This window comes from Candidatus Enterococcus avicola, assembly GCF_047470845.1.
Taxonomy (GTDB): Bacteria; Bacillota; Bacilli; order Lactobacillales; family Enterococcaceae; genus Enterococcus_D; species Enterococcus_D casseliflavus.
In genome coordinates, this window is the sequence record NZ_JBLGTY010000009.1 from 1 (window position 1) to 23,363 (window position 23,363).

Below are 23,363 nucleotides of genomic sequence, written 5' to 3' on the forward strand. Positions count from 1 at the left end.
CGGATTTAAATCATTCGAGAACATGAGAATTAGAATCTTTTTGATCAATCAATTAATCAATGTAAGATAACAAAAAAATCTGAGCCAGAATGTGGTTCATTCTGACCCAGATTTGATTTTACACAACTCATCAGTCCTTATTGACAAAGAGCCGGTTTTTACATACAATGTCTTGAAAAGATAAAGGCGTGAATGAACATAGAAAAAATAATAATTATTGCGCTGAAATAGCGATCCCAATGGCTTTTTCGCCTAAATGCGTGCCGATAACTGGTCCGAAGTGACCAATCTCAATTTCTGCATTTGGGTATTTCGCTTGTAGCTTCGCTTTTTCTTCTTTCGCTACTTCTAAATTATTGGCGTGGATTACATAAAATTTAACAGGCAATGCGATTTCTTGCTCCCGTTGACCAATGATATCTTCTGCGCGATTGAATGCTTTTTTACTGGAACGAATGCGCTCGTAAAGCACAATTTTTCCTTGATCAAAGGTCAAGATCGGTTTGATTTTTAATAATCCGCCAATCAATGCTGCCCCATTGGTTAAGCGACCGCCGCGAACCAAGTTATTCAAATCGTCCACGATTAGATAGGCATAGGTATTGTCTCTGATAGTGTCCAGATGGGAAATAATCTCTTCGACGGTTTTGCCCTGACTTGATAGATCAAGAGCGGTTTCTACCATGTGACCCATCGGCATACTTGTGATTTTCGAATCGTAAGGAATGATTTGAACGCCTTCGATTTCATCGGTGATTCCATACAGCGTTCCGATAAATCCAGAGATCCCGCTTGATAAGTGGATACTAATGATCGTGTCGTAACCGCGATCTTTCAATGACTCATATAAGGCTAACACTTCCCCTAATACCGGTTGAGAAGTGGTTGGGAATTCTTTGCTGTTTTTCAGCAAAGCGTAATACTCATCAGCTTCAATGTCGATACCCTCATTGTAGACTTTTCCATCTAAAATAACAGGAATCGGTATGATAAACAAATCTTTATGGTTTTTGATCCGTTCCGGCAGATAAGCTGTACTGTCAGTAACAACGGCTAATTTCATTCTTTTTCCTCGTTTCAACAAATTTCAAACGTCATTAATAATATAGCATAAATTTACTTACTTTCAAATGGTTTTCAGAACTTTTCATTCTGCTTACTCATTAAGAAAATTCCTGATCGCTTGTTGATTGGTTTCAAGATTGACGACTAACACACTTCCAGCACTCGCACTTGAACCGTATTGCCAAGAGTCAGCGACTGGGACAGTCAAGCTGTCGACTCCTCCCACCCCTCGAGCAATCGAGAAGGTATTTTTTAATAGGAAAGACATTGGCAGGTTGGTGGAAGCATAGCCTAAGACTTTTCCTGCTGCATAAGGCAATTTTAAAATAGCTAAAGGATTTTTCATTTCGCTAAAGATCGCATCCATTACTTGCTGCTGTCGTCTTACACGACCGAAGTCACCTTCTTCGTCCATCCGAAAGCGTGCGTATTGCAACAGCTCAAGCCCATTCATTTGTTGTTGCCCTTGTTTGATGGCAACTTCAAGATTTTTACTCATATCTTTTTCCGCGTTGATAGCAACACCTGAGGGAAACAGTGTGTCGATCACTTTTTCAAAGGAACGAAAGTCAACTTTTGCATAATAGTTGGTTTCTAGCCCGAAATTCTCCGCTAATGTTTGTCTGACTAAATCAGCACCACCAAAGGCATACGCCGCATTGATCTTGTTTTCGCCATAACCGGGAATCGTAACTAAAGTATCCCGCATAAAGGAAAGCAGCTTCGGTTGCTTACTGGGACCATCTAATTGCAAAACCATAATAGTGTCTGCGCGTCCAGCTTCTCCTTCACGACTATCACTACCAATGAGTAATATATTACGAGCACCATTAGCAGCGGCCGTACCATTAAAGGTCTCTTCATCAGTCGTAGCAAAAGCAGCGTCACTTCTTGCGACTTGCTGACCGACAAGAAACGCAATTAATGAATAGGCAAAAAGCACCAATAGTACCCGAACCACAATACGCAGAACTGGGTGCTTCCGCTTTTTCTTTTGTTTGGGTTGCTTGCTCTTCTTAAGCTTTTGCGGTTTTTGTTTGCTTTGTTCCGGGCCTTGATGCATCGCAGGTCCCTGAGCAGATAGCGGGGGGATTGCGCTTTTTCGTCCCTCAGATTTTTTTATTCCTACTTGTGACTGTTCTCGGGAACTTTGAGCCGCACGAGGGTCGCTTGCCCTAGGATGCTCGGTGTTTTGATACAAAATGTCTCTTACTGGCTCATCAGCAGACGAAGTAGAATCACTCGGTCTGACGCGCTGGTTTCTTCTTTTGGCTTCTCGGCGGGCAAAGATACTTTCTTTGGCTGCCTGACTGGATTCCTTTTCTAGCCGTTCATGCAGTTTTTTATTTTTTTCCATCCTGCTCATTGCTTCTGATCCTCCAACTAAAAAATAGCTCTCTGTCTATAAGGATACCCTAGACCTTATAGAAAGAAAGCTATTTTTTGAAATTTTAACCTTTTTCTAGGAAATTTCTTCATTTTTCTACCTTAGATGCTTTGATGCTCCTTGTCGTGTGCTCACAAATCCTGCTTGCTCATAAAATGATTTCACTTGATTTGCCGACCAAAAGTTTAGCGAGAGATCATCGAAGCCTTTTTCCAGCGCAACGTTTTCAGCAAATGCCAACAATTGTTTTCCAATATGCATCCCTTGGTACCGAGGGTCAACAGCGATCGCTGCAATTTCCAGCCACTTTCGTTCATGCATCATCGCATTTTGTGGCAAACGGACCTCTTGAAGATGCACAAAGCCACAAGGCTGTTCCGCCAACCAAGCGATAAAAAAGTGGTGGCTTGGCTCTTGCAGCTGCTGTGTGATTGCTTGTTCAAATCTTGGTTGATCAAAGGGCTTAAAAATCGTTGGGTACCATTGATGGTGCTGTGTTTGGATCTCTTTATGAAACGTTGCTAAAAGTGTTTCATCTTGGCTAATTCTTATTTTGACTTGAGTCATTTTTTGTCACTTCCTCAACAACATTTACCGAATACACGCCGAGAAGATGGACGTGTCCACCCAACAACTGAATCTCTTCAAAGGCATTTACAATCAGTTGCCACGGTTTGTCCATCACCAGATCGATCACGAAAAAGTATTCCCCTAAGGAGGTTTTTGACGGCCGCGATTCAATTTTGCTTAAATCAATTTCTCGCCAGCCAAAGGTTGCTAAGATTTTGTGCAAGATTCCCGGGCGATTTGCTGGCAGCGTCACAAAAATCGTTGCTTTCTCGACGGTCTGCTCTGGTAATTGGGTGTTTGCTGCTTTCTTCGTCAAAACCCAAAACCGGGTTTGATTAAAGGCAACATCTTGAATATTGGTTTCTTTGATCGTTAACTGATAAGCCAAAGCGGCTTCTTTGGAAGCAATCGCCGCAACTGCTTCTTCTGGATGTTTTGCTACGTACGCTGCTGCAGTCGTTGTGGAAGCAACCGCCTCAACAGTAGCTCCAGCAAATCGGGCTTCGATGAAGTCGGCACATTGAGCCAAGGCTTGCGGATGAGAAATTATCTTAGTGATAGGACGGTTGTCTTTTGCTGTTTGCTGAGAAACTAACAATTGATGATTGATCGGTAAAATAATTTCCTGTTCGATGCTCAATTGATTTTGACGAAACAGTGTATCAATAGTGGCATGAACGGACCCTTCTAATGAGTTCTCGTTCGGAACGACCGCACGATCGATCACACCGTTAGCTAGCGCTTGAATACAAAGTGGAATCGATCCATAAGGGATACAGGCATTTTCTGGATACGCTTCTTGCGCAGCTAAATGCGTAAAGGAACTTTTCGGTCCTAAATAACCAATCTTCATTTTATGCACCTGCTTTGATCAAAATTTCCTGTACGATTTCTTCTGGTGTTTTGTTCGTCGTTTCAACGATCAATGAAGCAGTTTCTTCATAAAGAGGAATCCGAGGACGGTAAACAGCCAATATTTCTTCTGGTGATTTTGAGACGACTAAGGGACGAATGCTGCCAGTATCCGCCTTTAAGCGATGGATCAGTTCCTCGGGATCTGTTTTTAAATACACGACGAGCGGCATCTCTTTTAAAAGCTGACGATTTTCTTCTTTTAATACGATGCCCCCACCAGTGGAAATAATTTGTTCCTTTGCCAAAGTTTTAGCTAAAATATCCGTTTCGATTTTGCGAAAGGCTTCCTCACCGTGTTGATCGAAAAAGTCTTGAATGGTCATGCCGATCTCAGCAACGATCAAGTCATCAAAATCCACATGAGACTGTTTCGTTTCTTCAGCCAAAAGACGACCAATCGTGGTTTTTCCAGCACCCATAAAGCCAATTAATATCACTTTTTTCACTCGCTGTTTCCTCCTTTAGCCAAACGTGCGACATCCTCAAAAAAATCAGGATAAGAAACTGCTACGGCTTCGGCTTTTTCTAATTCTACCTCTTCATCTGTCAATAAGGCGGCAATTTGCAGCATCATGCCGATGCGATGGTCCCCCCGACTTGACACACGTCCGCCATGCAAAGGGGTTGGACCGTTGATGATCAACCCGTCCTCGGTGGGAGTGATGTCCGCTCCTAGTTTTGTCAACTCTTCGGCAGTTGCATCAATTCGGTTGGTTTCTTTTACTTTTAGTTCTTCCGCATCTTTGATCACCGTTTTGCCATGCGCCTGCGTGGCTAACAACGCAATGATCGGCAATTCATCGATCAAGCGTGGGATAATATCACCAGCGATGGTTACTGCCTGCAAGGTAGAACTTTGAACGGTAAGGTCAGCTGATTGATTCTGATCATCTTGATTAGAAAAAGCAATCGAAGCACCCATCTCCTCTAACACGTCAAGAATTCCTGTACGAGTGGGGTTGATCCCGACATTTTTTAAAACGATCTCACTTTCTGGCATAATCGCGCCAGCTGTTAAGAAAAAGGCAGCAGAGGAAATATCACCGGGAACAACTACTTCTTGTCCTTGGAGTGTTTGAGGTCCCGTCACAGTGATCGTTTTGTCTTGTGTTGTGATGACACCACCGAATTGACGGATCATTTCTTCGGTGTGGTTGCGGCTTGTTTCTTTTTCAATGATCGTAGATGTACCTTGTGCTTGTAGTGCCGCAAAAATCAGCGCTGATTTTACTTGAGCACTTGCTACGGGCATCTGATAATTGATGGGATGTAATGAAGCCGTGCCATTGATGGTGATCGGTGGGAATTCCGTCTGTTCATGCCCTCTCACATTGGCACCCATTTCTCTTAATGGCAGCATCACGCGATTCATTGGTCGTCTATTCAATGAGTCATCACCGAATAAGGTAGTTGTAAATGGCTGTCCAGCCAAAATCCCCATCATTAGACGAATCGTTGTGCCAGAATTACCGATATCGATTGGTTCGTCAGCAGGCTTAAGACCATTAAAGCCCTGTCCTTCAATCGTGATCGTCTGACCGTCATCATGGATCGGAACCCCTAATGATTGAAATGCATGAAGGGTGCTATAGCAGTCTTCTCCACGTAAGAAATTTCGGACAGTCGTTGTTCCTTCAGCTAACGCCCCGAACATGATACTGCGATGCGAGATCGATTTGTCAGCAGGGACCGCTATCGTCCCTTTTAAATGTGTTGCTTTTTTTAGTTTCATCCCAGCCTCCTATTTTTTTCGACACGAATAGGTCGTCTTGTTTTGGATCAGCTGCTCTGCTTGCAGCAAATCATTTTGCGTTTTGAATGAAATCTGTAAAACACCAATGATGTCTTCTCGAGTTTCAAGAATTTTTAAGTTGATCAAAGAGAGCTGATGTTCGCTCAATAGGCCCGTCACTTCAGCGACAACACCGGGATGATCCGGTACATCGATGAATAGATCATAGAATGCCGGGATCGCGCCATTTTGATGAACCGGCAATTGATCCCGTGTTTCCTTCGCGGATTCAAAGAACCGAAAGATCGCCCGTTCGTCTTTTTCCTGCAACCAGTGAGCCATGGTCGTCATTTGTTTTTGCCACTCCTCGATCAGCTGCAGCAGTTCCTGTCGATTACTCAATAAGATATCGGTCCACATGCGAGGATCTGAAGAAGCGATGCGAGTGATATCGCGAAAACCGCCTGCTGCAAGTTGTTGCGCTCTGGGGTGGGCTTGGTTGAAAGCGTCTGCCTGATTGACTAATCCAGAAGCAATAATATGGGGCAAATGGCTCAACATCCCTGTGATTTGATCATGCTCTTTTGGCGCAAGCGCCACATATTTGGCTCTGGTGCCGCGAAAAAGCTCTTGCAGTTCTTCCATCCGCTGACTTTTCGTCGGTGTGAAGATATAGTAAGCATTCTCGAAAAGGTTCTCATCGGCTGCTGTGATCCCTGATTTATGAGAGCCAGCCATCGGATGGCCCCCAATAAAATCAAAGGAAAAGGACTCGGCGAAATGGGTGATTTCCGCTTTGGTACTGCCGGTGTCTGTTACCAGCACCGAAGGCTTTAATGAAAGTGCCCCCAGTTCGGCAAGATATTTTTTGGTGATCTCTACCGGCAATGCTAACAAAATCACGTCGGCACGGACAGCACCTTCAGAAAATGAAGGGGGCACTTCGTCTACTAAACTTGTTGCTAATGCGATCTCATTGGTTTCCTGACAATCCCAGCCCATCAAATGCACTTGCGGATGTGCCTTTTTGATACATTTTGCTAAGGAAGCGCCGATCAATCCTAGACCGGCGACAAAGATATTTTGGTTCATGAAAAGAATCCTCATTTCTACTGGAATTTTTGTTGGTTCTTTAATCAGTAGGTTAACAAGTATTCTCGATACGCTTGAACAGATGCAGTCAATTCTGCGAATGAATCACTTGGGAACTTTTCTAATAGTTCATTGGCCACCACTGTCGCCACCACACTCTCACAAACAACACTGGCTGCTGGTACAGCGGTGCTATCTGAGCGTTCGACGCTTGCTTTATATGGTTCTTTGCTGTCGATATCCACACTTTGCAATGGCTTGTACAAGGTCGGGATCGGCTTCATAACACCACGAACCACGATTGGTTCACCGTTCGTCATGCCGCCTTCAAACCCACCAAGGTTGTTGCTGCGACGGGTATAGCCTCGTTGTTCGTCCCATAAAATCTCATCCATGACTTTGGAGCCGGGCAAAACACCAGCCTCAAAGCCAACGCCGAACTCAGCACCTTTAAAGGCATTGATGCTGACCACGGCTTGGGCGATTTTCGCATCAAGTTTTTTGTCCCATTGCACGTAACTGCCTAAACCAGCAGGAACGCCGCCAACAAGTACTTCCACTACACCGCCGATCGTATCGCCATTTTTCTTCGTTTGATCGATCAGCTGCTTGATTTCTTCTTCGACTGACGGATCTAACACCCTTACTTCTGAAGCTTCAGAGCGTTCTGCGATTTCTTTGACGGTCAACCCTTCAGGAATTTCCGCTTTGATGCCGCCTAACATTGTTACATGACCCGCCACATCGATGCCAAGCTCCTTTAAAATTTTCTTCGCGATTGCTCCGATGGCTACCCGCATGGTCGTTTCACGAGCAGATGAGCGTTCCAAAACGTTTCGTAAATCTTGATGATGGTATTTCATGCCGCCGACTAAGTCAGCATGACCAGGTCTTGGTCGTGCCACTCGTCGTAGTTTGCGGTCTTTTTCTGGTACCTCTTCGATCGCCATGACCTTGGTCCAGTTTTTCCAATCTTTGTTCTCAACCACTAAAGTCACAGGAGAGCCTAGTGTTTTTCCATGACGGATACCCGAAGTGATACGGACTTGGTCTTTTTCAATCAGCATCCGTCCCCCACGGCCATAGCCGGTTTGTCGTCTCGCTAATTCAAAATTAATGTCTTCTGCTGTTAATGGCAATCCTGCCGGTAAACCTTCGATAATGGCGGTCAACTCTGGTCCATGTGATTCGCCTGCTGTAATATAACGCATGATCCGTTACCTTCCTTTCTTATAATAGGTAGTCTTTGATTTTTTCAGTCGGGATCGTCACGATTTTCGCCTGTCCGATCGCTTCTAATAGAATAATCTTCAATTGTTGCCCACGGGCTTTTTTATCATGAGTGATTGCTTGGTATAATTGCTCTTTATCTATTTCACTTGGTGTGATCGGCAAATGAAACTTCTCAACCATTTCTGTAAGCTGCTGGGTCGTACCTTTTGGTGTTAATCCGATGGCTTCTGCATGACGGGTGATCATGATCATCCCCATTGCAACCCCTTCGCCGTGACTGGTGTCAAACGCAGCTGTTCTTTCTAAGCCATGCCCGATCGTATGACCGAAGTTCAGTGTCAGACGACTGCCATGATCAAAAGGATCTTCTTCTACTACTTTTTGTTTTACCTTTAAAGAAGCAGTGATTACTTTCTCAGCATGTGCCAAAAGATCGACTTCATCTTTCAAACCTGCTAACGTTTGCCAAAGCTCAGGATCTGCAATAGCGGCTGACTTGATGATTTCAGCAATGCCTTCTTGGACGCGTTTGAGGGGCAAACTTGTAAGTAAATCTGGATCGATCATCACACCGGCTGGTTGTGCAAATGTCCCGACGAGATTCTTGGCACTGCCAGTATTTACAGCTGTTTTTCCGCCGATACTTGAATCGACCTGTGCCAATAACGTCGTTGGAATCTGCAAGAAATCAATGCCGCGCATATAAGTAGAAGCAACAAATCCTCCAAGATCACCAATCACACCGCCACCAAGGGCAATGATCCCATCGCTTCTGGTCATTCCGAGTTGGGCAAGACCATCATATAAATTAGCTGCTTGCTCTAGTGATTTGCTTTTTTCGCCAGCTGGTACGACTAACAGTGTTGCCTCAAACCCTGCAGCGGTCAAGGAATCGACGATTTGTCCGCCATACAGGGGTGCGACGTTGCTGTCTGTAATGACGGCAATACGCTGTTTGTCCCACAATTGTTGCACCCAGATTCCGACGTTTTGAAACGCCCCTCGTTTGATGAGGATATCATAGGAATGTTCTTCTAAATGAATGTGTAACATTGATTTTTGCACCTCTTTTATTGGTTGTCTTGACGCTTAGTCTTGCAATGCTTTGATTTCTTTCATCGCTTTTTCCATGATATGGACTTCTTTCATCATGTTCATGTACGTTTTTTCATTAAGTGATTGAGGACCATCAGACCAAGCATTGGCTGGATCTGGATGGATCTCAACGATCATCCCATCGGCGCCAGCAGCAACACCCGCTCTAGCCATAGGCGGTACGAGATCCCAGATACCTGTTCCATGACTAGGATCAACGATGATTGGGAAGTGGCTCAGTTTTTTGATGATTGGTACCGCGCTTAAATCAAAGGTATTACGGGTTGCTGTTTCGTAAGTTCGGATCCCACGTTCAATGAAAATCACTTCACTTTTATCTTGAACGGCGATGTATTCCGCTGCATTCAACCATTCGTCGATCGTGCCAGAGATGCCTCGTTTAAGGCCAATTGGTTTCCCAGTTTTCCCAACGGCAGCTAGCAATTTGAAGTTTTGCATGTTCCGAGCGCCAATCTGCAAAATGTCACTGTATTCCGCAACCATATCGATATGTCCTTCGTCCATGACTTCTGTGATGACTTTCATTCCCGTTTCATCCGCTGCTTGACGAATGTATTTTAGCCCTTCTTCTTCCAGCCCTTGGAATGCGTATGGCGACGTGCGTGGTTTGAAGGCACCACCACGTAAGATTTGGGCTCCACCAGCTTTAGCGATTCGGGCACATTCACGAATTTGGTCTAAGCCTTCAATCGAACATGGACCAGCCATCGTAACAAAGTTGCCGTCACCGATTTTCACGCCATCTACATCCACAACCGTATCTTGCGGATGGAACTCACGAGAGGTCAATTTGTAGGTATTTGAGATCCGAATGGCATCTTCGACACCCTCGTAGCTGCGAAAAGCAACATCTTGGATGCGGCGGGTATCCCCTTTTAAGCCGATAACGACCTGTTCTTTTCCTTGGTTGACTTGAACATCTAAGCCTTCTTTTTTGATTCTTGTTACAACAACTTCAACTTGTTCTGGCGTAGCGCCTGGTTTCATAATTACGATCATTTTTTCTTCCTACTTTCGTTTTTTTCTGTTTTTTATTTTTTAAATGGATTCGATGAGTGCTTTGACTTTTTCAACAGGCATCGCTTTGCCAGTCCAAAGTTCAAATGCGGCTGCACCTTGATAGAGTAACATGCTTAAGCCGTTTGCAGTTTTGGCGCCGACTGCTTTCGCATCTTTCAAAAGCTGCGTTTCTCTTGGATTATAGATGACATCATAGACAGCTAATGATTCCCGTAGGAGTGTTTTATCTTTCAGAGGACTTACGGTATCATTTGGTTTCATTCCCACGCCCGTGGCATTTACCAATAAGCTGCTTTGATCGATGGCTGTTTTTAAAGCCATCTGATCTTCTAAGTCGGTTAAGGTGATTTCACAAGCTGTTTTTTGTGCAATCTGTGTTAATTTTTCTTGGATGATTGGATAAAACTCATCCTTGCGGTTAAAGACATGGATCGTTTTGACGCCGTCTAGTGCGGCTTGGCTAATGATCGCTGTCGCCGCTCCGCCAGCTCCGATCACCGTCATGGTGTCGCCAATGATGGATACTTGAATGTCATCAAGAGCTCGCATAAAGCCGATGCCGTCTGTATTGTGCCCAATCAAGCGACCTTCTTGATTGACGATCGTATTGATTGCGCCGATCAACTCGGCTGCGGGTGAACATTCATCCATCAGCGCTACAGCCGCCATTTTGTGAGGCATCGATAAATTGACACCTAAGAGGTCCAACTGACGGATGCTTTGGATACTAGCGGCTAAATCGTCCGGCTCAACATCAAAGGCCAGATACACGGCGTCGATCCCTTGTTCTTCAAAAGAAAGATTGTGCATCGCTGGAGAGATGCTGTGTTTGGCTGGTTTGGCAAATAGTGCCGCCAACCGTGTGTGACCGGTTATCATTTGTTTCATCTGGTTCATTCCTTTCAACAAAAAAAGATGTCCACCGTAAATTTAAGAATCTACAGTGAACACCTTCAAACATTACATAACGACAGAGCCGATATGTGAATATAAAAAATAGCCACTATAGATTTTACGATCTACGTGGCTGCGAATTCATTACGAAATGCTCTAGCCATCATAGATACAAACTTAGCGTTTGTACCCATGCCTTCATGAATACAAACCTATCTAAAATAGCTAAAGTAATATTTATTCAGTTGTGTGGGGTTCGTTAGCAATAATTTTTGCATAGTCGTTCGCTCCAAACTGATGTAAGATTGACCTAAGTATAGGTTTAACTTTGAAAGATGTCAATGATTTTTTCTTATTTTTTTCATTTATTTGATTGTTTTTTTTGAAAACACTGTTCTATCAAGGGTTTATAAGTCATCCTCAAAGAACAGTAATAGTTCTGGTAAGCTTAATTGCGCTTTTTCCTCCGCCGAAAGATCTTTTACGATCTCCCCTTTTCTGAGCAGGATCAAGCGGTCCCCGTATTTTAATGCATCTTCCATCCGATGGGTGATCATTAGACAGGTCAGGTTTTGTTCTTCCACGCGTTTTGCAGTGATTTGCATCAGCTGTTTGGAGGTCTTTGGATCTAACGCAGCCGTATGTTCATCTAGCAACAACAGTTTTGGTGTTTGAATCGTTGCCATCAATAAACTTAGTGCCTGTCGTTGACCACCAGATAAACTGCCCGTTGGCGTATCCAAATGATTTTCCAACCCGTTGCCGATTTCTTTACAAAGCGCAAAGAACATTTCCCTTTGTCCTTGGAGTTGTCGAAGACCAAGTGACCGTTTTTGTCCTCTTTTTTGGGCTAACAGCAGATTTTCTGCCACTGTCATACGGGGAGCAGTGCCCATTTTCGGATCTTGGAAAACCCGCGCCAAAAAGCGTGCGCGTTTTTCTTCCGAAAGTGTAGTCACATTTTGATCATCAATCATCACTTGCCCACTCGTCAAGGGCATGGTGCCTGAGATGCAGTTGAATAACGTGCTTTTGCCGGCGCCGTTTCCTCCAACGACCGTAACAAACTCTCCTGGCTTTAAAGAAAGATCGATTTTATTCAAGAGTACTTTTTTCTCATTCGGTCCGTTGCCGACAACTTTAAAGGCTTTTTTTAAGGCTAACATTATTCGTCCTCCGTTTCAAAACCAGTGCGTAGATGCAAGGCTTGTTTAAATTGAGGGATCAACAAGCAGATCGTCAAGACGATTGCAGAGAAGATCTTCAAGTAGGTCGTATCAAATCCAGCTTTGATCACAAATAGGATCAATAATTGGTAAATAATGCTGCCGATCACAATAGCGATCAAACGTTCCAGCAAGGTCAGTTCCCCATATAACACTTCACCAATGATGATTGACGCCAGTCCGATAACGATCACACCGATACCTTTGCTTATGTCGGCATAGCCGTCATTTTGCGCAATCAATGCGCCTGAGAGTGCGATCACGCCATTGGAGACGATCAATCCAATGATTTTCATTCGATCGGTATTGATCCCCATCGATTTTGCCATATGCTCATTATCACCTGTAGCGATGTAAGCTTGACCCAAATTCGTATGGAAAAAGTAAACCAAGACGCCCCCGATCAACAAGACCATGATCAATCCAATGATCACCGTATCATAATAATTCGGTAAATTCATTCTAGTAAAAAAATCTTGAATTTTCGGTTGGTTTAATAAAGAGAGGTTGGGTGAGCGCATCACAAACAGCATGACCGAGTTCAATGAAGACATCACCAAGATTCCAGCTAAAATCACGGGAATTTTGCCTTTTGTATAAAGAAGTCCTGTCACACAGCCCGCACACATCCCAGCCAATACTCCTAAACAAGTCGCTAAGACGGGCGACACCCCATGGGTGATCGCTGTCACACAGACAGCACCGCCTAACGGAAAGGACCCTTCCGTCGTCATATCCGGGAAATTCAAAATTCGATAGGTCATAAAAATCCCTAATCCCAGGATTCCCCAAAGTAGTCCTTGCCCTATTGCTGAAACAATCATCATTCTTCCTCCATATTCTTACAAGTTTTCTCTTTCAAGACCCTCTCGATGATCGCAGGTGGTCGCTGTTCTTGGTAGTTACTCATCACTTGCTTCGCTTTCTGGCGTCGTTGTAATCAGTTTCGCCTCGTCTTTAAGGTTTTCTGGGATAGTGATGCCCAATAACTGCGCCTGGGTTTCATTGATGATCGTTTCGCCATCGCTGAATGTATAGATTGGTGTTGTCGCAGGTTCTGCTGTCCCATCAAGAATTGCTGCCACCATCTTCCCAGTTTCCACGCCTATCGTAAATTGATCTTGTCCGACCGTTGCCAAACCGCCTTGTTCCACCATCGTGTCTACGGAAGTAATGATTGGTGTTTTTGATTTATTGGCTTCTTGAACCACGGTCTGCATAGCATTTGCGATCGTATTGTCTAACGGAATATAGATAAAATCGACTTCCCGTGCCATCACTTGCACCATTTGCGCAATTTCATTACTTGAAGGAACGGCATAGGATTTGCTGGTCAAGCCATTTTCTTCGGCAGCAGCTTCTGCTTCTGCCACTTGGTATTTCGAATTGTCTTCGGTCGAAGAATACAAAATACCGACTGTTTTTGCCTCTGGCAGCAAATCTTTTGCTAGTTTGATTTGTGCAGCAACTGGTGCTTTATCGGAAACACCAGTGATATTGCCGCCGGGTTGATCCATATCTGCCACCAGATTTGCCCCAACTGGATCAGTGACCGCTCCTAAAACGATCGGTACATCCTGAGTGACATTCGCCAACGCTTGTGCTGCGGGTGTTGCTACCCCCACCAAAACGTCGGCATCTTTATTTAGCAGCTGCTGACTCATCGTTGCCAATTTGCTTTGATCCGCTTGACCGTTCTGGAATTCGATCGTCAAGTTGTCCCCTTCGGTATAGCCTGATTCTTTAAGGCCTTCTTTGATCCCCTCGGTGATCGCATCCAATGCTTCATGACTGACAAATTGCAGGATCCCGACTGTTTTCTCAGCTTTTTCTACTGGTTCCGAAGTCTCACTAGCTTGATTGGTCCCACTTCTCATTCCTAACTGATAGACAAATGTCGCTCCTAAAAATAATAAAATAACGGCAACCGATGCAATTAATCCCTTGTTTTTCATTTTTCATTCTCCTTTTTCTGCTTACGTTTTTCGTGTTTTTCATTTTATGGTTTTTGAGAACAAAAAAAGCAACTGCCTATGTGACGGCAATTGCAAGTAAGCAAAAGCCGCATAGAAGCTTGTCCTATGCGGCGATAAATTCAACTACCAGCATAGATACAGCACTTTAGAAGGTTCTCTAAAAAGTTGTATCTATGGAATGAGGTCCCATCAATACAACTATCTACGCCAGTTTTGCCATGATTTCACTTGCAATGGAATAAATAGTTTCATGATTGTTCCTCCTTCTCAACTTGTTTTCTTTCTTGATTGAATTCAGTTTAGCTTATTGATAAAAAAACGTCAACAATTTTCTGTCAAATTGTCAGATTTTTTTATCGATCATTGGCAGAAGAACGAATCGTCCACATCGGTAAACGATTCAATTCTGGGATGAATTCCGTCGTTGGCTGCCCAAATGAATCAAAGGTAAAGCGATTTTTCTCAACCCCTTCTTCATAAAAAACAAACGTCACTTTATCAGGATCAACGCTGTATTCATTGGAGAAAAAAGCCGCATCATAGACGATTGGATAATAAAAAAAAGTCCGATTCAGCTCATCTTCTTGCGCTTGGATCAGATCAAATACTTGATCGAGTTGAGGTCCGTTGGGCTTACTAAACATCACCGAGATCGCTCGTGTTTCACGAATCGTCTTGTCTGCAGTCAGATAAGGCAATGGCTGTACTTTTTCTGACGGCAGCTTGTCAAAAGCGATCCGATCCACTAAAGAAGCATTGATACGATTTTGAGAAAAGACGATCAAACCTGCGAAGACCAGTGCGAAAAGAATTCCCCCGATCAGCGTGAAAATCGTTTTTTTCTGATCTCGATAAAGATCATCTAAAAAAGCTTGCCAGCTTTCAACTATTTTTTCTTTCGTGTAATGAACAAAGTTCCTAACTTGTTCCATAATTTGCCCACCTTTTTTAAAAATCCTACTATTAATTCATACTATCAATTCCCTCCTAGAACGTCAAGAAACTTCACATTTCTTCGATAATTCGGTAAGATAAAAGAAAACGGTAAAGGAGTCATTATGCATAATCTAGCTGATTCATTGATGTCTGGAGCCAATCCAATCTTCGATTTCATCGTTGTCTGTTTGAACTTTCTCTCCATTTTTGTCATCGTTTGGGGTGTATTGATCGCAGGCATTGACTTTGTGCGCTACGAATTAACAGAAAAGGATCGATTGGTGGCAGCCAGAGAGAATAATTTTATCCGCAATTATTTAGGGAGCTATGTCTTATTAGGTCTGGAGATCTTGATTGCAGCAGATATTATTGAGACGATCATCCACCCTACTTTCGAAGACATCGTACGTCTAGCTGCCGTCGTTATTATTCGGACAGTTATCTCTTATTTCTTGAATAAGGAAATCGAGCGTGCACTGCAAACCACCGATCACCAACCTACCAAGAAAAAGGAAAGCTAGCTGCCATGGCTTTTCTTTGGATTCTTCGGTATAATAGATAGGAATATTTGACATTGGAAGGATCAATCCCTCAGTCAAACTATTCTTAAAAGAAAAGAGGGAAACAATATGTCTTTTGATGGTGTCTTTACCCATTTAATGGTCCAAGAATTACAAAATCAATTAACCAGTGGACGTGTAAACAAAATTCATCAACCTTATGAAAATGAGGTCGTATTTGTGATTCGTTCCCAAGGGAAAAATCACAAACTTTTGCTATCCGCACACCCCACCTATGCTCGTGTACAATGCACAACGATCGCCTATAGCAATCCAGAAACCCCACCGAATTTCTTGATGATGCTACGGAAATATTTAGAAGGGGCGATCTTAGAATCAATCGAACAAATCGACAATGACCGTGTGATCCATTTTCATTTCACGCGACGAGATGAATTAGGTGATTTGCAAGCCCTCGTCTTGATCGTCGAACTAATGGGCCGTCACAGTACGATTTTATTAATGAATAAGACGAGCGGAAAAATCGTCGATACGATCAAACACATTGGTCATTCACAAAATACGTATCGTACCTTATTGCCAGGTGCTGTCTATGTTGCACCACCAAAGCAATCGACGCTTAATCCTTTCACAGCCTCTCGCACCAAGATTTTTGAAGAATTATCTACTCTTGATCCATTGACGGCAAAAGAACTTCAACAACGATTCCAAGGCTTAGGCCGCGATACAGCAGAAGAATTAATCGCTCGAATCAATGCCAATCCCAATGAAAAACTGCGTCAGTGGGAAGCTTTCTTTACAGAGCTTACCCAGGAGCTAGTACCAAGTTATCTCCAGTCAGAGAAAAAGGAATATTTTACACCAATTCCCTATCCATCATTGATCGATGCGACCACCACTGTCACCCATTATCAGAGTCTGAGTGAGCTCTTAGATGCGTTTTATCACGACAAGGCGGAAAGAGATCGGGTCAAACAACAAGGTGGCGAATTACTGAAAAAAATTGAGAATGAACTGAAACGGAACCAGTTGAAGTTAAAGAAACGCCAACAAACGTTGATCGATTCAGAAAACGCCGAAGAATTCCGTCAAAAAGGTGAGCTTTTGACGACCTTTATGAATCAAGTCCCCCGTGGTGCTGCTTCAGTTGATTTGGAAAATTACTATGATGAGAATCGGCTTTTGACGATCAAACTCGATCCTGCTCTTTCTCCCAATCAAAATGCTCAGAAATATTTTCAACGTTACCAGAAATTTAAAAATGCAGTCAAACTGATCCATCAGCAGATTGCCGAAACGAAAGAAGAAATCGCGTATCTCGAATCCGTGTTAGCCCAATTAGAAATCGCCTCTCCCATGGATCTGGCGGTTATTCGGGAAGAACTGATCGCACAAGGCTATGTCAAAAATCGGGCGAAACAGCGTAAAAAAGCTGCTCCTTCGCAACCAGAACGATTTCTTTCTTCAGACGGAACTGAAATTTTCGTCGGAAAAAACAATTTACAAAATGACCAACTGACCTTAAAAACAGCTCGTAAGAGTGATATCTGGCTGCATACCAAAAATATTCCTGGCTCTCATGTCATCATTCGTTCGGATGATCCTAGTGAGACAACCTTAATGGAAGCTGCAGAGCTTGCCGCATATTTCTCAAAATATCGTCAATCTGCCCAAGTACCGGTGGACTACGTGCAAGTCAAACATATTCGGAAACCGAATGGTGCCAAACCTGGATTCGTCATTTATGAGAATCAAAAAACACTTTTTGTGACACCTGATGAGGGTATTTTAAGATTAAAACAGTCCTAGCTGTTTCTAAGTTTATTCGGATCAACAAATCATAAAGTAATCAATCAAAAAACCGATCACAAGCGCTGCGAAGAGGCACGCGTTTGTGATCGGTTTTTATGCTTTTCGTTTTCTCTACTGCTCTTTCAGCAACAATTTTCCTTAGCTTGAATCACAAAAGGCAAGCCTTCTCAGAATTCAGCCATCGACATATCTGCTAGATCCGCTAGAATGGCAATTGAACAGCACCTGCGGATAATAGGTTCTGCTGGCTAATAAATCCCGCCATCCTCCATAGTGACTTTCTTCTCAAAATCAAAATGATACAGCTTTTCCCAGTGATTGATATTCAACGTTCCTTTGGTCAAACGGATCGCTAGAAAACAACAGCCTTTATCATTCTCATTGTTGACTTCGTCGTACCAGACAAAGGCTTTGCGAATTTTGCTTCTTAATTCTGCATTTTTAGGGTCTAGTACCCACCCTAAATTCTCTCCTTGACCGATCGCAGTAAACCATTCACCACTGACAGCAATCGCAACTGCTGAATTCTTACTGATTTGCTTCATTTTGTTTGATTGCTCATGAGTTGTCACGTAAAAAACGCCGTCTTCATAAAAAGCATCTACTTCTCGGACGACTGGCTGTGTTCCTCCCTTGTCATTCTCGTTACAAGCAGCCGTGGCAAGGGCGATCACATTGTCTTTAAAATGTCCGAATTTTTCTTCAAGTAGTTTTACTCCTTCTTCAAACTGAGTCATTGTACTGTTCCTCCTTACATCTCACTTCTTTTTTTAAAAGGAATCCATAATTCAACATGAACGACCTGATTTTCTTTTTTTTGATATAGCTCAGGGAAAAAATCCTCAGCAATCCACCCATTTTTCTTTAACCAGAAACGGGTATAGCGCATCGCCTTCCCCATATTGATGATCAGTTGCTCTGAAATCGTATCAAAACTGCAAACAACGTAATCCCGAGCCGGTAGCGTCCATTCACTGAAGGTCGATCCCTGTGAGTCATAACCTACTTGGCCAACAAAGTAACTCGAATAGCCTTCTGGCGCATCTCCTGGAAACGAAACACCGATCTGGTAGTTGGCATTTCCCGGTTGATTGGCAATCTTTTGAAGAAATTCATGCCAAATTTCTTCAATCGGGTCGATCCCTGTCCGTTGCCCTAGCATTTTCCCATAGTTGAATGGGTAGTAACCGACGATCCCATAGAAGACCAGCGGATGCGGATTGCTTTTTTTCTGGATTTCTAAAACAACCCCTTCACTGATCAATGGGATACCCTCTTCCGTCACAATATAGCCTAATGAAAGATCTGGCTTATCAAAGTTTTGTAAGCCAATGGGCTTTTTCTGATAAAGCGAGGGTGAAATTCTATAGACCGTTTTAAACGTTCTTGAAAAAACGGCATGACTGCTAAAGCCGACTTCAAAAGCGACATCAATGACTCGCTTCTTTTGGTTTTTCAATAAAAGCGCACCTCTTGCCAAACGACGCAGTTTTATATATTCCCTAACAGAAATTTTAACCAAACGAGTGAATAAGCGCTGATAATAAAAAACGGACAATGATGCAACTTGCGCCAACGTTTCGATCTCTAACGGCTCGGTAAGATTGTCTTCAATATAATCGATTGATTTTTGGATTGCCTCCCATGCATGCATATGAATTTCCTTTCTTTTACTATAAAATAATTCGCTAAAAAAGCTTTACCGTGTCTGCTCTTTTTCAATTGATTCAATTGTGTTTTATTTCACAATAAAACGAATACTTAAAACCTGCTTGTTGATTAGTTTAGCATAGTCTTTGTGCTCGATGGCTATGAAAATAAAAAAAAGACGAGGATTTTCGTCTTTTTTCCGTTCGTTTTTAAACTATTGTATTGCTAGAAGGTTCCCACTACGTCGGGTTTTATAGGATAATCAGAAGAGAAGTCCGAAAAAAATACGTAAAAGGAACCATTTTTATAAATCAATAGAAATAAATAGGCCGATCTTTGCGGTCTTGTAATGGGCGATTATTATTTTCTAATACTTCTTCGCGGAATTCTAAAATGAAGCGACGGCTCATCTCCCCAATCCAGTCAAAGACAAACCAGTTGATTGGCCCTTTCGTTGGTGGGGTCGTCAAGGAACCAACATAATGAAAATGGTGGGTGCGCTCTGGCAAGAACATGCTCGGATCAAACCATTGGGTGTGGTTCTCAAAGTCCCAGATGCTGTCGTCTTGCTGATTGCAGATCCAGTTGAGTTTATCCGTCAGTTTGAATAAGATACCCACCACCAAGTTTTCTCCGTCATCATTCATATGAACGAGATGAAACTCTAACTCTTGCTGCTCGTCATCGATAATGTGTTCAGACGGCATGTGAAAATGAATATCCGTCAAATAGTAGTTGATCCCTTTAAATGTGACATAGCTTTCTTTGTTATAAGGAACGAAGTGAATCGTATTTTTGAATTCTTTTTCCGTGAACCGCTCTCGTTTATAGTGAAAAGCCAAGTCCTGATCGATGGGTTCTTCGGTCTCATCGTGGATTAAAGCGATTGGGGATTGGTAAGGAAATTCGGCGCCTTGTGCATACCAGTCGCATAAAGTGTGCCAATGTTCAGGTCCATTGTCTCCGGAATAACTCCAGGGAACGTCCATATTTCTTTTCAAAAAAAACAGCCTCCTAATTCAAGTTGACAGCAAGGTATAGCCCTTCCTATCAAAAAACTTTCTCCCAATGCTATCAGAAAATAGGTAAAAATAAAACGAATATGCTTGGTCATTTCCTCACATATCCGTTTCTTATTTCAATTCCTTATTCACTCAACCAAGCAGCAGGATCTTTACGCCACTCTTGTAACAGGGCAACATCAGATTCTTGAATAGCACCCGTTTCTAAAGCCGACTCGATCAACGCTGTATAGTTTGTCAAAGTCACATAGGATAAACCTGCTTGATCAAAATTTTCTTGGACTTGAGGCAGCTCGTAAGTAAAGATCGCAGCGACGCCTAATACATCGGCTCCTTCTCTTTTGGCTGCTTCACAAGCTTCTAAGACACTGCCACCTGTTGACAATAAATCTTCAATGACGACCATTTTTTGATTTGGTTGAATACGCCCTTCAATTTGATTGCCTTTACCGTGTTCTTTTGCTTTGCTGCGAATATAAACCATTGGCAAATCTAACAATTCAGCGACCCATGCAGCATGGGGAATCCCAGCTGTTGCGGTCCCTGCAATCACTTCTGCTTCTGGGTAAGTCGTTTTGATGACTGCAGCTAAGCCTTTCGCAATGGCGCGACGTACATGTGGATAACTCATAGTAATTCGATTGTCGCAGTAAATAGGGCTTTTGATGCCGCTTGCCCAAGTAAATGGTTCATTCGGTCGTAAGAAAATCGCCTCGATGTCTAAAAGATCTTTGGCGATTTGATTGGATTGTTCTTTCATTGGCTAGCTTCCTTCCATTCTTGTTTTATTTGCAGATAACTTTCATACGGTGCCTTAGATTGGGTGATTGGACGTCCCACAACGATCATGGTAGCCCCTGCTTTACGAGCTTGTGCAGGTGTCATGATCCGTTTTTGATCACCAACTTCACTGCCGGCTGGTCGGATACCAGGGGTCAAGCGTATGAAGGCATCCGTTGTCTTTTGTTTGATCTGCTTTGCTTCGTGAGCGGAGCAAACAACACCGTCTAACCCAGCTTTTTGGGCACAAGTGGCGTAATGCATGACACTTTCTTGCAGTGACGTCATGATCTGCTGATCATGATGCATTTGTGCCTCACTAGTGGAGGTCAATTGGGTAACTGCAATCAAATCAGGAACTTTGTGCCCTGCGGGGGTTCCTTGCTGCAGGCCTTTTTTAGCAGCAGTCATCATTTCGATCCCACCGGCTGCATGAACATTCGTCAAAGCCACACCTAAAGAAGCTAAGCGTTCCATTGCTCGTCCTACTGTATTGGGAATATCATGTAGTTTTAAATCTAAAAAAATATCATGACCACAGTCTTTTAACCAAGTAACGATCGCTGGTCCTTCTTGGTAGAAAATCTCCATTCCCACTTTCACAAACAACTTTTCCTCTTTAGGAAAATGCGCTAAAAAAGTTTCAATAGCCTGTATGTTAGGAAAATCTAAGGCAATAATTGGCCGTTCACTCATCACATGTGCTCCTCTCTCACTTCTTTTATCAGCTGTTCCAAAGAAGGGATTCCTAATTCTGCCATTCGTATAGGCAATTCTTCAATCAACTTTGGGCAAATGTAAGGATCGGTAAAGTTTGCGGTTCCGACTGCAACAGCACTAGCACCTGCCAGATACATTTCAAGGACATCATCCACTGACATCACGCCCCCCATGCCAATAATTGGTAATTGAGAAACTTGCGCCACTTGTTTGATCAGGCGAATCGCCACTGGTTTGATTGACGGACCAGACAAGCCCCCCGTTTGGTTAGCTAAAATTGGTTTCCGTGTTTTTAGATCGATCCGCATGCCTAAAAGTGTATTGATCATCGTAAACCCGTCGGCGCCGCCTGCTTCGATCGCTTGCGCAATTGGGACGATATCCGTCACATTCGGCGAAAGTTTGACATAGATCGGCACTTGCGAGACTTTTTTGACCGCTTCAGTCAATGCACCAGCAACCGTAGGATCGGTTCCGAACGTGATACCGCCATGCTTGACGTTCGGGCAAGAGATATTCAATTCGATCGCTTTGACATTTTCTGCCTGACTGATTTCCTGACACACAAGAACATAATCTTCGACGGTCGAACCGGCAACATTCGCGATGATTGGCAAATCGGGGTGTTTTTGAGCCAAGTCGGGCAAAATTTGATTCATGACCGCTTCTAACCCAGGATTTTGCAACCCGATGGCATTTAACATACCGCTAGGCGTTTCTGCTACCCTTGGGGTCGGATTGCCGAAACGTGGTTCAGGTGTGGTCGCTTTGATCATCACCGCACCTAATTGACTGATGTCATAATATTTATCATATTCTGCACCAAACCCAAAACAGCCGCTGGCAGGCATGATCGGATTTTTTAGACTCAATCCGGGTAGCTCGACATTGATCGACATTAAATGACCACCTTTCTCGCCTGAAATACAGGCCCTTCGTCACAAACTTTGACACTTTTTGTGCCTTGTTCATTATCTTTCGTATGGCAAACACAGGCATAACAGGCACCCATCCCGCAAGCCATTCGCGCCTCCATTGATAATTGAACATCTGGAAGGTCTTCGAAAAGCTGGGCGGTGGTTTTTAAAAGACCGTTATTTCCGCAAGCAAAGACCGCCGCAGGTGTTTGCTCTGCAGCTAATAACAGGTTGCCAACATTTCCTTGTAAACCCGCGCTGCCATCATCGGTAGCGATCCTCGTATCTCCCAGTGCGCGAAATTCCTCTTCATAATACATGACGTCTTTGCTGGCAAAGCCCAAAAAGTGAATGACGTGGACGCCTTGTTGTGTCAGGCGTTTCGATAATTCATAGAGCGGCGGTACACCGATACCGCCACCTACGATAAATGCAGTGTCCCCCTGGTTTAAATGATGATAGCGAAACCCATTTCCTAACGGCCCCATCACATCGATTGGATCACCAACAGTCATTTCTGAAAAAATTCTTGTGCCATCTCCTTCGACCCGATAAATGATTCGGCATTCTTTTTTCTCAGCATCAATATGATTGATACTGATCGGTCGGCGAAGAAGAAAGGCATTTTGAGGAACCCGCAGGTGTAGAAATTGCCCTGGGGTCCTCATCTCATTGACTAATTCACCCGTCAATGTCATTTCAAAAATCCGCGGTGCCAGTTGACGCTGTTTGCTGATGGTCATGATTTCTTGCTTCATCAAAAAACTCCTTTATCTGCG

Annotated in this window: 24 protein-coding genes; 2 read left to right on the forward strand and 22 right to left on the reverse strand. The window is 43.4% G+C overall.

The window, feature by feature from the left end:
- Nucleotides 1–214 precede the first annotated feature (214 nt).
- From ACI3E5_RS09165 to ACI3E5_RS09235, 15 genes are all read right to left on the reverse strand, one after another.
- A complete protein-coding gene (locus ACI3E5_RS09165) occupies nt 215–1,063 on the reverse strand; it encodes a DegV family protein (RefSeq protein ID WP_144808695.1) in 849 nt (282 codons plus the stop codon).
- A 93-nt stretch (nt 1,064–1,156) separates the two neighbouring features.
- Entirely contained in the window at nt 1,157–2,431 is a 1,275-nt protein-coding gene (locus ACI3E5_RS09170; protein ID WP_498821529.1) for an LCP family protein, read from the reverse strand.
- A gap of 117 nt (nt 2,432–2,548) precedes the next feature.
- On the reverse strand, nt 2,549–3,019 hold the full coding sequence (locus ACI3E5_RS09175; protein ID WP_016609329.1) for a GNAT family N-acetyltransferase: 471 nt from the start codon (nt 3,017–3,019) through the stop codon (nt 2,549–2,551).
- Nucleotides 2,994–3,875: a prephenate dehydratase gene (pheA, locus tag ACI3E5_RS09180; RefSeq protein ID WP_498821531.1), complete on the reverse strand. Its 882-nt coding sequence runs from the start codon at nt 3,873–3,875 to the stop codon at nt 2,994–2,996. The genes ACI3E5_RS09175 and pheA overlap by 26 nt, the downstream gene beginning before the upstream one ends.
- A 1-nt stretch (nt 3,876) precedes the next feature.
- Nucleotides 3,877–4,383, reverse strand: coding sequence for a shikimate kinase (locus tag ACI3E5_RS09185; RefSeq protein ID WP_005226095.1), 507 nt, complete (start codon nt 4,381–4,383; stop codon nt 3,877–3,879).
- Nucleotides 4,380–5,669 (reverse strand): 3-phosphoshikimate 1-carboxyvinyltransferase, encoded by a 1,290-nt coding sequence (gene aroA / locus ACI3E5_RS09190; RefSeq protein WP_498821534.1) that lies wholly within the window; start codon nt 5,667–5,669, stop codon nt 4,380–4,382. Before aroA ends, ACI3E5_RS09185 begins: the two co-directional genes overlap by 4 nt.
- Nucleotides 5,670–5,678: 9 nt before the next feature.
- Nucleotides 5,679–6,761 (reverse strand): prephenate dehydrogenase, encoded by a 1,083-nt coding sequence (locus ACI3E5_RS09195; RefSeq protein ID WP_260262529.1) that lies wholly within the window; start codon nt 6,759–6,761, stop codon nt 5,679–5,681.
- Nucleotides 6,762–6,805: 44 nt separating this feature from the next.
- The gene (aroC, locus tag ACI3E5_RS09200; protein WP_005226098.1) at nt 6,806–7,972 is read right to left on the reverse strand and encodes a chorismate synthase; all 1,167 of its coding nucleotides are present in this window, start codon (nt 7,970–7,972) and stop codon (nt 6,806–6,808) included.
- Nucleotides 7,973–7,991: 19 nt separating this feature from the next.
- Nucleotides 7,992–9,047, reverse strand: a complete 1,056-nt coding sequence (gene aroB, locus ACI3E5_RS09205) for a 3-dehydroquinate synthase (protein ID WP_142967388.1) — start codon at nt 9,045–9,047, stop codon at nt 7,992–7,994.
- A gap of 36 nt (nt 9,048–9,083) precedes the next feature.
- The gene (aroF, locus tag ACI3E5_RS09210) at nt 9,084–10,109 is read right to left on the reverse strand and encodes a 3-deoxy-7-phosphoheptulonate synthase (RefSeq protein ID WP_005226100.1); all 1,026 of its coding nucleotides are present in this window, start codon (nt 10,107–10,109) and stop codon (nt 9,084–9,086) included.
- A 39-nt stretch (nt 10,110–10,148) separates the two neighbouring features.
- A complete protein-coding gene (locus ACI3E5_RS09215; RefSeq protein WP_498821537.1) occupies nt 10,149–11,018 on the reverse strand; it encodes a shikimate dehydrogenase in 870 nt (289 codons plus the stop codon).
- 413 nt (nt 11,019–11,431) lie between these two features.
- The gene (locus ACI3E5_RS09220) at nt 11,432–12,190 is read right to left on the reverse strand and encodes an ABC transporter ATP-binding protein (RefSeq protein ID WP_005226102.1); all 759 of its coding nucleotides are present in this window, start codon (nt 12,188–12,190) and stop codon (nt 11,432–11,434) included.
- Nucleotides 12,190–13,074 (reverse strand): ABC transporter permease, encoded by an 885-nt coding sequence (locus tag ACI3E5_RS09225; protein WP_010748362.1) that lies wholly within the window; start codon nt 13,072–13,074, stop codon nt 12,190–12,192. Before ACI3E5_RS09225 ends, ACI3E5_RS09220 begins: the two co-directional genes overlap by 1 nt.
- A gap of 78 nt (nt 13,075–13,152) precedes the next feature.
- Nucleotides 13,153–14,205: a tryptophan ABC transporter substrate-binding protein gene (gene trpX / locus ACI3E5_RS09230; RefSeq protein ID WP_010748363.1), complete on the reverse strand. Its 1,053-nt coding sequence runs from the start codon at nt 14,203–14,205 to the stop codon at nt 13,153–13,155.
- A gap of 374 nt (nt 14,206–14,579) precedes the next feature.
- Nucleotides 14,580–15,158, reverse strand: coding sequence for a hypothetical protein (locus ACI3E5_RS09235; RefSeq protein ID WP_074933828.1), 579 nt, complete (start codon nt 15,156–15,158; stop codon nt 14,580–14,582).
- A 126-nt stretch (nt 15,159–15,284) separates the two neighbouring features.
- Between ACI3E5_RS09235 and ACI3E5_RS09240 the strand changes: the two genes are divergently transcribed.
- Nucleotides 15,285–15,683, forward strand: a complete 399-nt coding sequence (locus ACI3E5_RS09240; RefSeq protein ID WP_010748365.1) for a DUF1622 domain-containing protein — start codon at nt 15,285–15,287, stop codon at nt 15,681–15,683.
- A 108-nt stretch (nt 15,684–15,791) separates the two neighbouring features.
- The gene (gene efbA, locus ACI3E5_RS09245) at nt 15,792–17,492 is read left to right on the forward strand and encodes a fibronectin-binding protein EfbA (protein WP_498821539.1); all 1,701 of its coding nucleotides are present in this window, start codon (nt 15,792–15,794) and stop codon (nt 17,490–17,492) included.
- Nucleotides 17,493–17,743: 251 nt separating this feature from the next.
- On the opposite strand, the gene ACI3E5_RS09250 is transcribed toward efbA, so the two are convergent.
- From ACI3E5_RS09250 to ACI3E5_RS09280, 7 genes are all read right to left on the reverse strand, one after another.
- Nucleotides 17,744–18,232 (reverse strand): pyridoxamine 5'-phosphate oxidase family protein, encoded by a 489-nt coding sequence (locus tag ACI3E5_RS09250; protein WP_430616343.1) that lies wholly within the window; start codon nt 18,230–18,232, stop codon nt 17,744–17,746.
- A gap of 14 nt (nt 18,233–18,246) precedes the next feature.
- Entirely contained in the window at nt 18,247–19,149 is a 903-nt protein-coding gene (locus tag ACI3E5_RS09255) for a helix-turn-helix domain-containing protein (protein WP_498821541.1), read from the reverse strand.
- Between the two features lie 307 nt (nt 19,150–19,456).
- Nucleotides 19,457–20,134 carry a carbonic anhydrase family protein gene (locus ACI3E5_RS09260; RefSeq protein WP_034695625.1) on the reverse strand — a complete coding sequence of 226 codons (678 nt, stop codon included), beginning with the start codon at nt 20,132–20,134 and terminating at the stop codon, nt 19,457–19,459.
- Nucleotides 20,135–20,291: 157 nt separating this feature from the next.
- Nucleotides 20,292–20,927, reverse strand: a complete 636-nt coding sequence (gene pyrE / locus ACI3E5_RS09265) for an orotate phosphoribosyltransferase (RefSeq protein ID WP_005226111.1) — start codon at nt 20,925–20,927, stop codon at nt 20,292–20,294.
- Nucleotides 20,924–21,643, reverse strand: a complete 720-nt coding sequence (gene pyrF / locus ACI3E5_RS09270; protein ID WP_010748369.1) for an orotidine-5'-phosphate decarboxylase — start codon at nt 21,641–21,643, stop codon at nt 20,924–20,926. Before pyrF ends, pyrE begins: the two co-directional genes overlap by 4 nt.
- Complete coding sequence (locus ACI3E5_RS09275) at nt 21,643–22,566, reverse strand: dihydroorotate dehydrogenase (RefSeq protein ID WP_010748370.1); 924 nt, start codon at nt 22,564–22,566, stop codon at nt 21,643–21,645. Before ACI3E5_RS09275 ends, pyrF begins: the two co-directional genes overlap by 1 nt.
- On the reverse strand, nt 22,566–23,342 hold the full coding sequence (locus ACI3E5_RS09280; RefSeq protein WP_498821544.1) for a dihydroorotate dehydrogenase electron transfer subunit: 777 nt from the start codon (nt 23,340–23,342) through the stop codon (nt 22,566–22,568). Before ACI3E5_RS09280 ends, ACI3E5_RS09275 begins: the two co-directional genes overlap by 1 nt.
- Between the last annotated feature and the right edge of the window lie 21 nt (nt 23,343–23,363).

Excerpts from the sequence above, each read along its gene's own strand:
- ACI3E5_RS09165 (WP_144808695.1), bottom strand. The coding sequence starts at position 1,063 with ATGAAATTAGCCGTTGTTACTGACAGTACAGCTTATCTGCCGGAACGG.
- ACI3E5_RS09170 (WP_498821529.1), bottom strand. The coding sequence starts at position 2,431 with ATGAGCAGGATGGAAAAAAATAAAAAACTGCATGAACGGCTAGAAAAG.
- ACI3E5_RS09175 (WP_016609329.1), bottom strand. The coding sequence starts at position 3,019 with ATGACTCAAGTCAAAATAAGAATTAGCCAAGATGAAACACTTTTAGCA.
- pheA (WP_498821531.1), bottom strand. The coding sequence starts at position 3,875 with ATGAAGATTGGTTATTTAGGACCGAAAAGTTCCTTTACGCATTTAGCT.
- aroA (WP_498821534.1), bottom strand. The coding sequence starts at position 5,669 with ATGAAACTAAAAAAAGCAACACATTTAAAAGGGACGATAGCGGTCCCT.
- ACI3E5_RS09195 (WP_260262529.1), bottom strand. The coding sequence starts at position 6,761 with ATGAACCAAAATATCTTTGTCGCCGGTCTAGGATTGATCGGCGCTTCC.
- aroC (WP_005226098.1), bottom strand. The coding sequence starts at position 7,972 with ATGCGTTATATTACAGCAGGCGAATCACATGGACCAGAGTTGACCGCC.
- aroB (WP_142967388.1), bottom strand. The coding sequence starts at position 9,047 with ATGTTACACATTCATTTAGAAGAACATTCCTATGATATCCTCATCAAA.
- aroF (WP_005226100.1), bottom strand. The coding sequence starts at position 10,109 with ATGATCGTAATTATGAAACCAGGCGCTACGCCAGAACAAGTTGAAGTT.
- ACI3E5_RS09215 (WP_498821537.1), bottom strand. The coding sequence starts at position 11,018 with ATGAAACAAATGATAACCGGTCACACACGGTTGGCGGCACTATTTGCC.
- ACI3E5_RS09220 (WP_005226102.1), bottom strand. The coding sequence starts at position 12,190 with ATGTTAGCCTTAAAAAAAGCCTTTAAAGTTGTCGGCAACGGACCGAAT.
- ACI3E5_RS09225 (WP_010748362.1), bottom strand. The coding sequence starts at position 13,074 with ATGATTGTTTCAGCAATAGGGCAAGGACTACTTTGGGGAATCCTGGGA.
- trpX (WP_010748363.1), bottom strand. The coding sequence starts at position 14,205 with ATGAAAAACAAGGGATTAATTGCATCGGTTGCCGTTATTTTATTATTT.
- ACI3E5_RS09235 (WP_074933828.1), bottom strand. The coding sequence starts at position 15,158 with ATGGAACAAGTTAGGAACTTTGTTCATTACACGAAAGAAAAAATAGTT.
- ACI3E5_RS09240 (WP_010748365.1), top strand. The coding sequence starts at position 15,285 with ATGCATAATCTAGCTGATTCATTGATGTCTGGAGCCAATCCAATCTTC.
- efbA (WP_498821539.1), top strand. The coding sequence starts at position 15,792 with ATGTCTTTTGATGGTGTCTTTACCCATTTAATGGTCCAAGAATTACAA.
- ACI3E5_RS09250 (WP_430616343.1), bottom strand. The coding sequence starts at position 18,232 with ATGACTCAGTTTGAAGAAGGAGTAAAACTACTTGAAGAAAAATTCGGA.
- ACI3E5_RS09255 (WP_498821541.1), bottom strand. The coding sequence starts at position 19,149 with ATGCATGCATGGGAGGCAATCCAAAAATCAATCGATTATATTGAAGAC.
- ACI3E5_RS09260 (WP_034695625.1), bottom strand. The coding sequence starts at position 20,134 with ATGGACGTTCCCTGGAGTTATTCCGGAGACAATGGACCTGAACATTGG.
- pyrE (WP_005226111.1), bottom strand. The coding sequence starts at position 20,927 with ATGAAAGAACAATCCAATCAAATCGCCAAAGATCTTTTAGACATCGAG.
- pyrF (WP_010748369.1), bottom strand. The coding sequence starts at position 21,643 with ATGAGTGAACGGCCAATTATTGCCTTAGATTTTCCTAACATACAGGCT.
- ACI3E5_RS09275 (WP_010748370.1), bottom strand. The coding sequence starts at position 22,566 with ATGTCGATCAATGTCGAGCTACCCGGATTGAGTCTAAAAAATCCGATC.
- ACI3E5_RS09280 (WP_498821544.1), bottom strand. The coding sequence starts at position 23,342 with ATGAAGCAAGAAATCATGACCATCAGCAAACAGCGTCAACTGGCACCG.